5 protein-coding genes and 1 pseudogene are annotated in these 7,175 nt (G+C 53.5%); 3 read left to right on the forward strand and 3 right to left on the reverse strand.

What is annotated here, in order from left to right:
• Positions 1-616: 616 nt before the first annotated feature.
• A pseudogene (locus HMPREF3277_RS13750) lies at positions 617-1,173 on the forward strand (transposase); the annotation flags it as partial.
• A 54-nt stretch (positions 1,174-1,227) separates the two neighbouring features.
• Here HMPREF3277_RS13750 and HMPREF3277_RS07225 read toward each other — a convergent pair.
• Together HMPREF3277_RS07225 and HMPREF3277_RS07230 are read right to left on the reverse strand one after the other, a co-directional pair.
• Positions 1,228-2,571 (reverse strand): FAD-dependent oxidoreductase, encoded by a 1,344-nt coding sequence (locus HMPREF3277_RS07225; protein ID WP_003755202.1) that lies wholly within the window; start codon positions 2,569-2,571, stop codon positions 1,228-1,230.
• Positions 2,572-2,789: 218 nt separating this feature from the next.
• A complete protein-coding gene (locus tag HMPREF3277_RS07230) occupies positions 2,790-3,689 on the reverse strand; it encodes a LysR family transcriptional regulator (protein WP_003775711.1) in 900 nt (299 codons plus the stop codon).
• 179 nt (positions 3,690-3,868) lie between these two features.
• Here HMPREF3277_RS07230 and HMPREF3277_RS07235 point away from each other — a divergent pair, with 179 nt between their 5' ends.
• Complete coding sequence (locus HMPREF3277_RS07235) at positions 3,869-4,834, forward strand: TIGR03571 family LLM class oxidoreductase (RefSeq protein ID WP_003775714.1); 966 nt, start codon at positions 3,869-3,871, stop codon at positions 4,832-4,834.
• Positions 4,835-4,964: 130 nt separating this feature from the next.
• The gene (locus HMPREF3277_RS07240; protein WP_070870549.1) at positions 4,965-6,728 is read left to right on the forward strand and encodes a monovalent cation:proton antiporter-2 (CPA2) family protein; all 1,764 of its coding nucleotides are present in this window, start codon (positions 4,965-4,967) and stop codon (positions 6,726-6,728) included.
• 130 nt (positions 6,729-6,858) lie between these two features.
• Here HMPREF3277_RS07240 and HMPREF3277_RS14920 read toward each other — a convergent pair whose 3' ends face one another.
• The gene (locus tag HMPREF3277_RS14920) at positions 6,859-7,020 is read right to left on the reverse strand and encodes a hypothetical protein (protein ID WP_168168255.1); all 162 of its coding nucleotides are present in this window, start codon (positions 7,018-7,020) and stop codon (positions 6,859-6,861) included.
• Positions 7,021-7,175 lie beyond the last annotated feature (155 nt).

Below are 7,175 nucleotides of genomic sequence, written 5' to 3' on the forward strand. Positions count from 1 at the left end.
TGCCGCCTAAAAGGCGGCCCGGATGCCTGATTATCGGGTATCCGGGGAGGATTAAGGGGGTATTTGGGTAAAATCAGGAGCAATTAGGGGCGGAAATAGACGAAAACCTGTTTTTGGGTTTCGGTTGTTGGAGGAAAAGAAATTTTGCAAAGGTCTCTGCCTTTTGCGTTGAAGTTTTCCAACCCCCGCCCGATACGTTTTTTGTTATAATCATCCCGATTCCTGTTTATATATATTTCAGAAGGGTTGTTTCTATATTATAAAAAAATGTAAATTGTATAATCGCTCAAAATCAATTAGTTGATTTTAATATTTCAATTTATCGCATAAATATGTAAAAATAAAGTGAAAAAGACCAAATTTTAGATCTTATTTTTTACACGGCGTTATAATCTCGCGCACATTTTGTCACTATTTCGCTATCGTTTTGTCATCGCGCAATGACAAAATGGCTGCAAAGCGATATGCCAATCAACATCAAAACGCTCCATAGCAGCTCTGAACAGCAATTTGATAAAAGCATAAGGAATATCGCAAATACTTTACCGCCAAATTCCTTCCTATACACCGAGATCTTTGCAAAATCCCCCTAAACTCCCACCAAGACATTTAGAGGATTTTCCATCGCTTCCCACTATTGAAGTTGGATCAAGTGATTGATTGGCAACCGATCGAACAGTACCTGAATCGTCAAAGAACCCGCTACCTTAGAGACCATCGTGGCCGTCCCGCCTATCCACTGCTGTCCATGTTCAAAGCCGTCCTGCTCGGACAATGGCACAGCCTCTCCGATCCCGAACTCGAACACAGCCTCATCACCCGCATCGATTTCAACCTGTTTTGCTGTTTTGACGAACTGAGCATCCCCGATTACAGCACCTTATGCCGTTACCGAAACCGACGGCGCAAGACGACACCCTGTCCGAATTGCCGGAACTGATTAACTGCCAACTGACCGAAAAAGGCCTAAAAATAGAGAAAGCATCCGCCGCCGTCATTGACGCCACCATTATTCAGACCGCCGGCAGCAAACAGCGTCAGGCCATAGAAGTCGACGAGGAAGGACAAGTCAGCGGCCAAACCACACCGAGTAAGGATAAAGATGCCCGCTGGACAAAGAAAAACGGCCTCTACAAACTCGGTTACAAACAACATACCCGCACCGATTCTGAAATCGCTTTCAGACGGCATTTCCGTATCAAGTGCGGTCGTTTTACAACCAGTTTTTTAGCAGCCCGCGAACAAATCGTTCAGCCCTTCGGCGATGGTCGGGTGGGTGAAGATTTGGTTTTTGATGTAGGTGGCGGGGATGCGGTGATCGATCGCCATTTTGAACAGGTTGATAATCTCGTGCGCTTCGGCGCAGAACAGGGTTACACCGAGAATTTCGCCGCTGTGCGCGTCCACCACGGCTTTGAGCAGGCCGTCGGTTTGGTTGAGGATTTTGGCTTTCGGAATTGCGTCGGCTTTCAGTTTCAACACTTTCACCTCGCGCCCCGATTGCTGCGCGGCGGTTTCGGTTAAGCCGATATGAGCGAGCGGCGGCTCGGTAAAGGTGGCGGTCGGGAACGGGGTGCGGTCGGCGCGGTTGCGTTTGCCGTCGCCGAAAAGCTGTTCGCGCACGATGCGGTAGTCGTCGAGCGAGATGTAGGTGAACATCGGGCTGCCCGCCACGTCGCCCATCGCCCAGATGTGGTTTTTGCCTTGCACGCGCAGATGGTCGTCAACGAGGATGAAGCCGCGCTGGTCGGTTTTGATGCCCGCGTTTGTCAGGCCCAATCCTTGCGTGTTCGGCACGCGCCCCACGCCCACCAACACCGCGTCGGCGGTAAATTCGCCTTGCGACGTGATGACGCTGGTGTCCGCCGTATTGTCGCGGAACGCTTCAATCTTCACGCCTTGCAACACCTTGATGCCTTTGCTGTTTAATACGCGCAGCATTTCTTCGGCGATGTCGCGATCTTCACGCGGCAGGAAGCGGTCGCCGCCGTCGAGAATGGTGATTTCGCTGCCGAAAGCGTGGAACATAAAGGCAAATTCCAAGCCGATGTAGCCACCGCCGATGATGACGAGGCGGCGCGGGCGTTCGTTCAGCGCGAGCACACCGGTGCTGTCCAGTACGCGCGGGCTGTCTTCGCCCGCCACACCCAGGCGGCGCGGGGTGGCACCGGTGTTGATGAAAATGCGTTCGGCGGTAAGGGTTTGCTCGCCGCCGTCTGGGTCAGTCAGTTTGACCGTGCGATCGTCGAGAAACTCGGCGCGCGCGTTGAGCACGGTTACGCCGTCCAGATTGTCCAGTTTGGCGAAATTGGCGGCGCGCAATTTCGGAATCAGGGTGTTTTTCGCGTTCATCGCCGCCGCAAACACTGCCGCTTTGTCGGCGTTATGCCCGCGCTGCTCGCTCTCGACAATCAGTTTTTTGCTGGGAATACAGCCGATGTTGATGCAAGTGCCGCCGTACATCTGCGCCGACTGTTCCACCAGCACGACCTGCTGCCCGTGTTTCGCCAAATCTGCCGCCAGCGTTTTGCCCGCTTTGCCAAAGCCGATAATAAGATTTTGTGTGTGCATAATTTGTCTCTGTGAAATGATGGATTGCGCGCCAATTATAGACCTTATCGATTTATTTTTACATGAGACCTTTGCAAAATCCCCCAAAATCCCACCAAGACATTTAGGGGATTTTGGGGGATTTTGCAAAGGTCTCAGGCCGTCTGAAACCCGGAATTAGGTTTTCAGACGGCCTTTTTTGTTTTTCAGGCAGCTTTTTTGGAATGGCCGGCGGCATCTCAGACGGCCTTCCCCCACGCTTCCCCCATCATATCCACCAACGCCCGCACTTTGGGCGAGAGCTGTTTGCGGCTGGGGTACACCGCCATCACGGGCACGGGTTTGGGTTGGAAATCGGATAAAACGCTTTTCAGGCTGCCTGCATCGAGGGCGGTTTGCACCAGATAATGCGGCAGCTGCACGATGCCGAATGCGGACAGCGCGAGTTCCAGCAGGGCTTCGCCGTTGTCGGCGCTGAAGCGTCCGCTGCCTTGGAAGGTGGTTTCTTTGCCTTTTTGCTGGAAACGCCAGCGGCTGACGCGGCCGCCGTGTAGGAAATGCAGGCATTGGTGGTGTGCCAAATCGTCGGGGCTTTGCGGCGTGCCGTGTTGAACGAGATAGCCTGGGGCGGCGCAGGTGAGCATTTGCTGGCTGCCGACGGTGCGGGCGATCAGGCTGTCGAATTGGGGCGGGTTGCCGTTGCGCAGAGCGAGATCGTAGCCGTCTGAAATCAGGTCGGCGTAGTCGTCGGTGAGTGAGAGTTCGACGCTGGTTTGCGGATAGCGGTGGAGAAAATCCGCCAACAGCGGCGGCAAGATGGTTTTGCCCAACACCAGCGGCGCGCTGATTTTCAGACGGCCTTGCGGCTCGATGCTGCGTTGGGCAAGGCATTGCTCGGCGTTTTCCAGCTCTTCCAACACGGCGGTGCAGCGTTCGTAAAACAGCCGCCCTTCGTCGGTGGGCGCAAGGTTGCGCGTATTGCGCTGCAAAAGGCGCACGTTCAACCGCGCTTCAAGGCGGACGATGCGTTTACCGATGGTGGAACGCGTGAGCCCGAGTTGTTTGGCGGCGGCGGTAAACGAGCCGCTTTTTACGCTGGCGACAAAGGCGGTCATATCGTTGAGATTGTTGAGTTCCATAAATTTTTCTTGCGCAGATCGGGCATTTATGCCCGACAAATACAGGTAAATTTAAAAACGTCGGGCATCAATGCCCGACCTACATTTGGTATTTTCTTGCCCGAGATTAGGGAAGCACATTCCCGAATAAAACAAATATACTTCATCCCGTGCAAAAACACATCACAAGGAGCAAAAAAATGACTGCGCTGAAATTACCCGAACGCCTGCAAAACCATCGCGGTTTCGCCCGCACTTTCCAACCGGGCAAACTCACATTGGGCCTGATTGCGCCATTCAAAGGCTATCCCGACAGCCCCGTGCCCGAAATGGACGACTTCGCCACCGTGATAAAAGCCGCCGACCAAAGCGGCATTGCCACGCTGTGGGTGCGCGATGTGCCGTTTTACGACCCGAGTTTTGGCGATGTCGCGCAGATTTACGACCCGTCGGTAACGCTGGGTTATCTCGCCGCGCTCACCCAAAACGTTGCGCTCGGCTCGGCGGGTTATGTTTCGCCCCTGCGCGAGCCGATTCTCACCGCCAAAGAAGCCGCATCGGCGGAACAAATCAGCGGCGGCCGCTTCCTGCTCGGCTTGGCCAGCGGCGACCGTCCCACCGAATACCCCGCCTTTGCCGCCGATTTCAACAACCGCGCCGAACGCTACCGCGAAGCGTGGCAAATCATCCGCCGCCTGACGCAGGAAAAATTCCCCGCGTTCAATAGCGAACACTACGGCAGATTCAGCGGCAATTTGGACTTGGTGCCCAAACCCGCACACGGTTTGCCGATGCTCGCCATTGGCCGCGCCCGCCAAGAGCTGGAATGGATTGCCCGCGAAAGCGACGCATGGATTTGGTACGGCATCGCCCCCGAAAAACTGGGCGACATCGTCAACACGCTCAAAGAATTGGGCGACGGCGAAACCTGGAAACCCTTTGGCGTGGCGAATTTCGTCGAACTCTTGGAAGACCCGAACGCGCCCGCCGAGTTCTACAATAACATCTACCTGCGCGGCGGCGCCAAAAGCATCGTCGAGTTTTGGCAGAAACAGCAGGCCGACGGCGTGGCACACATTACCGTGAACTTAAAACCCACACGGCGCGGCGCGCTGGAAACCATTCAGGATTTCGCCGAAAACGTGATACCGCATTTTGCGGTGTGAGATTTGGGGGTTTCAGGCTGCCTGAAATGCTAAACGCCGTCTGAATCCATTTTTCAGACGGCTTTTTTGTGTTACGGCGATTTTTCTTTATAATACGAAAAATTTTTATGAATTAACAAAGGCAGGAATTATGGCGGTAGAAGCGGCTGACGGCGATTTATTGCACGTGGTGATGTTATTGGGGGCGGCGGTAGTTGCCGTGCCGTTATTTAAACGTTTAGGTCTAGGCTCGATTCTGGGTTATTTGGCTGCGGGGCTGGTTATCGGACCCTTCGGATTAAAGCTCATTACCGATTCCCACGCTATTTTGCATATTGCGGAATTCGGCGTGGTGATGTTTCTGTTTTTGATCGGGCTGGAAATGAAGCCGTCGCATTTATGGCAATTGCGTAATCAGATTTTCGGCTTGGGTACCCTGCAGGTGACGCTTTCCAGTCTGTTCCTTACCCTAATCGGGCTGGCTTACGGTTTTTCTTTAGTGATGTCGTTTATTTCGGCGGTAGGTTTTACACTCACCTCCACCGCAATGGTCATGCAGATTATGGACGAACGTCATGAAATCAGCACACCGCAAGGTCAGCGCATTGTCTCCATTTTGCTGTTTGAAGATTTGCTGATTGTGCCCATGCTGGCGATTGTAGCATTTCTAGCACCCGATAATCCCAATGCCGTTGCCGATGCCGTACCGCTATGGCAGAAAATCGGTGTTGCCGCGCTTTCTTTGGCAGCGTTGATTGCGACAGGTATTTGGCTGCTCAATCCGCTGTTTAAAATTCTGGCAAAATCCAAAGCACGCGAGGTGATGACTGCCGCCGCGCTGCTGGTGGTACTCGGTGCGGCTTATTTAATGGAGCTGGGCGGTCTGTCTATGGCGATGGGGGCGTTTCTGGCGGGAGTGCTGCTGTCGGAATCCGACTTCCGTCATCAGCTTGAAGCGGATATCGAACCGTTCCGAGGCCTTTTGCTCGGGCTGTTTTTCTTAGCTGTCGGGATGTCGCTGGATGTGGCAACAGTGCTCAATAACTGGAAGGTAATTCTTTCCGCCACTGTACTGATGATTATCTTGAAATGCCTTGCCGTTTATGGAGTGGCGCGTTTTGCCAAAGCAAGCCATCACACCGCGATACACCGCGCCGTACTGATGTCGCAGGGCGGTGAATTCGCCTTCGTATTACTCGCCTCCGCTGCCGCACAACGGGCGATTAATGCGGAAGTGCTAGCGAATATGACGGCAATCGTGGTGCTCGCCATGATTACGACACCCTTCAGCGTTATGCTGTTCGACCGCTGTTTCAAAGAACCCCGCGCAGCTGCGGCAGTGGACGATGTGGAAGAACATGCGGGCGAACTCAACGGCAACGTGCTGATTATCGGATTCGGGCGCATGGGGCAGGTGGTCAGCCAAATGCCGCTAGCCTACGGTGCCACCATTTCCATTCTGGACAACGATCCCGACACCATCAACGTCGCACGCGAATACGGTTTCAAAGTCTATTACGGCGAAGCCACCCGCGCCGACGTGCTGCATGCCTGCGGCGTGGAACACACCGACATCGTAGCGGTATGCGTGGACGACGGAGAAAGTGCGGTCAGAATTGTGGAAAATATTCATCATATCAACCCGAACGCCAAGGTGTTCGTGCGCGCCTGGGACAGACGCAATGCGCTGGCCCTAGTGAAAGCGGAAGCGGATTTCGTAGTGCGCGAAACCTTCTATTCTTCCATGAAAATGGGCGATGAAATCGTCAAGGCATTGGGCGCTAGCGTACAGGAATTACGTGCCGTACACGACAAAGTACGCGACGCCGACAAAGAACGCTTCGCTTTGGAAATTGCTGGCAAGGAATTTGAAGGGCGCAGATTACTGTTGGGGAATATAAAGAAAAATTCGTAAAATAGAGCGCACTTTTGTAGCTACAAGCGATGGAATTTAAGCGAAAAATTGCAAAACACCGCACTTTTTACGCCCGTTCGGAACGCAGGCGGTGTTGGCGGATGTTTTTCAGCAGGCGGAACAGTTCCGCTCACGCGGAGCGTTTCGGCTGCGGGGCGTTGCCTGTGCCGATGAGCTTCATTTGATAAGCATACCAGCCCAGTTCGAGAAAGCCGCCGAGCTTGCGATCAATGAATCCCAAGCCTGTGCGGACGGCGGGCAATTCCGCTTTTGCCAATCCGCCCGATAACATCCGTTGCGGCAAATCGGGAATGAGTGCAAATAGTATTTCAGACGGCCTTTTAAGGTTTCTACATCTATATTTTAGTCGGCGAACTGTTTTTTCATTCGTTCGCGTCGCTCTTGCGCTTCTACGGACAATGGCACAGCCTCTCCGATCCCGAACTC

Origin of the sequence: Neisseria sp. HMSC70E02, assembly GCF_001838645.1 — a bacterium.
Lineage (GTDB): Bacteria > Pseudomonadota > Gammaproteobacteria > Burkholderiales > Neisseriaceae > Neisseria > Neisseria macacae.

Excerpts from the sequence above, each read along its gene's own strand:
- HMPREF3277_RS07235 (WP_003775714.1), top strand. The coding sequence starts at position 3,869 with ATGACTGCGCTGAAATTACCCGAACGCCTGCAAAACCATCGCGGTTTC.
- HMPREF3277_RS07230 (WP_003775711.1), bottom strand. The coding sequence starts at position 3,689 with ATGGAACTCAACAATCTCAACGATATGACCGCCTTTGTCGCCAGCGTA.
- HMPREF3277_RS07225 (WP_003755202.1), bottom strand. The coding sequence starts at position 2,571 with ATGCACACACAAAATCTTATTATCGGCTTTGGCAAAGCGGGCAAAACG.
- HMPREF3277_RS14920 (WP_168168255.1), bottom strand. The coding sequence starts at position 7,020 with ATGTTATCGGGCGGATTGGCAAAAGCGGAATTGCCCGCCGTCCGCACA.
- HMPREF3277_RS07240 (WP_070870549.1), top strand. The coding sequence starts at position 4,965 with ATGGCGGTAGAAGCGGCTGACGGCGATTTATTGCACGTGGTGATGTTA.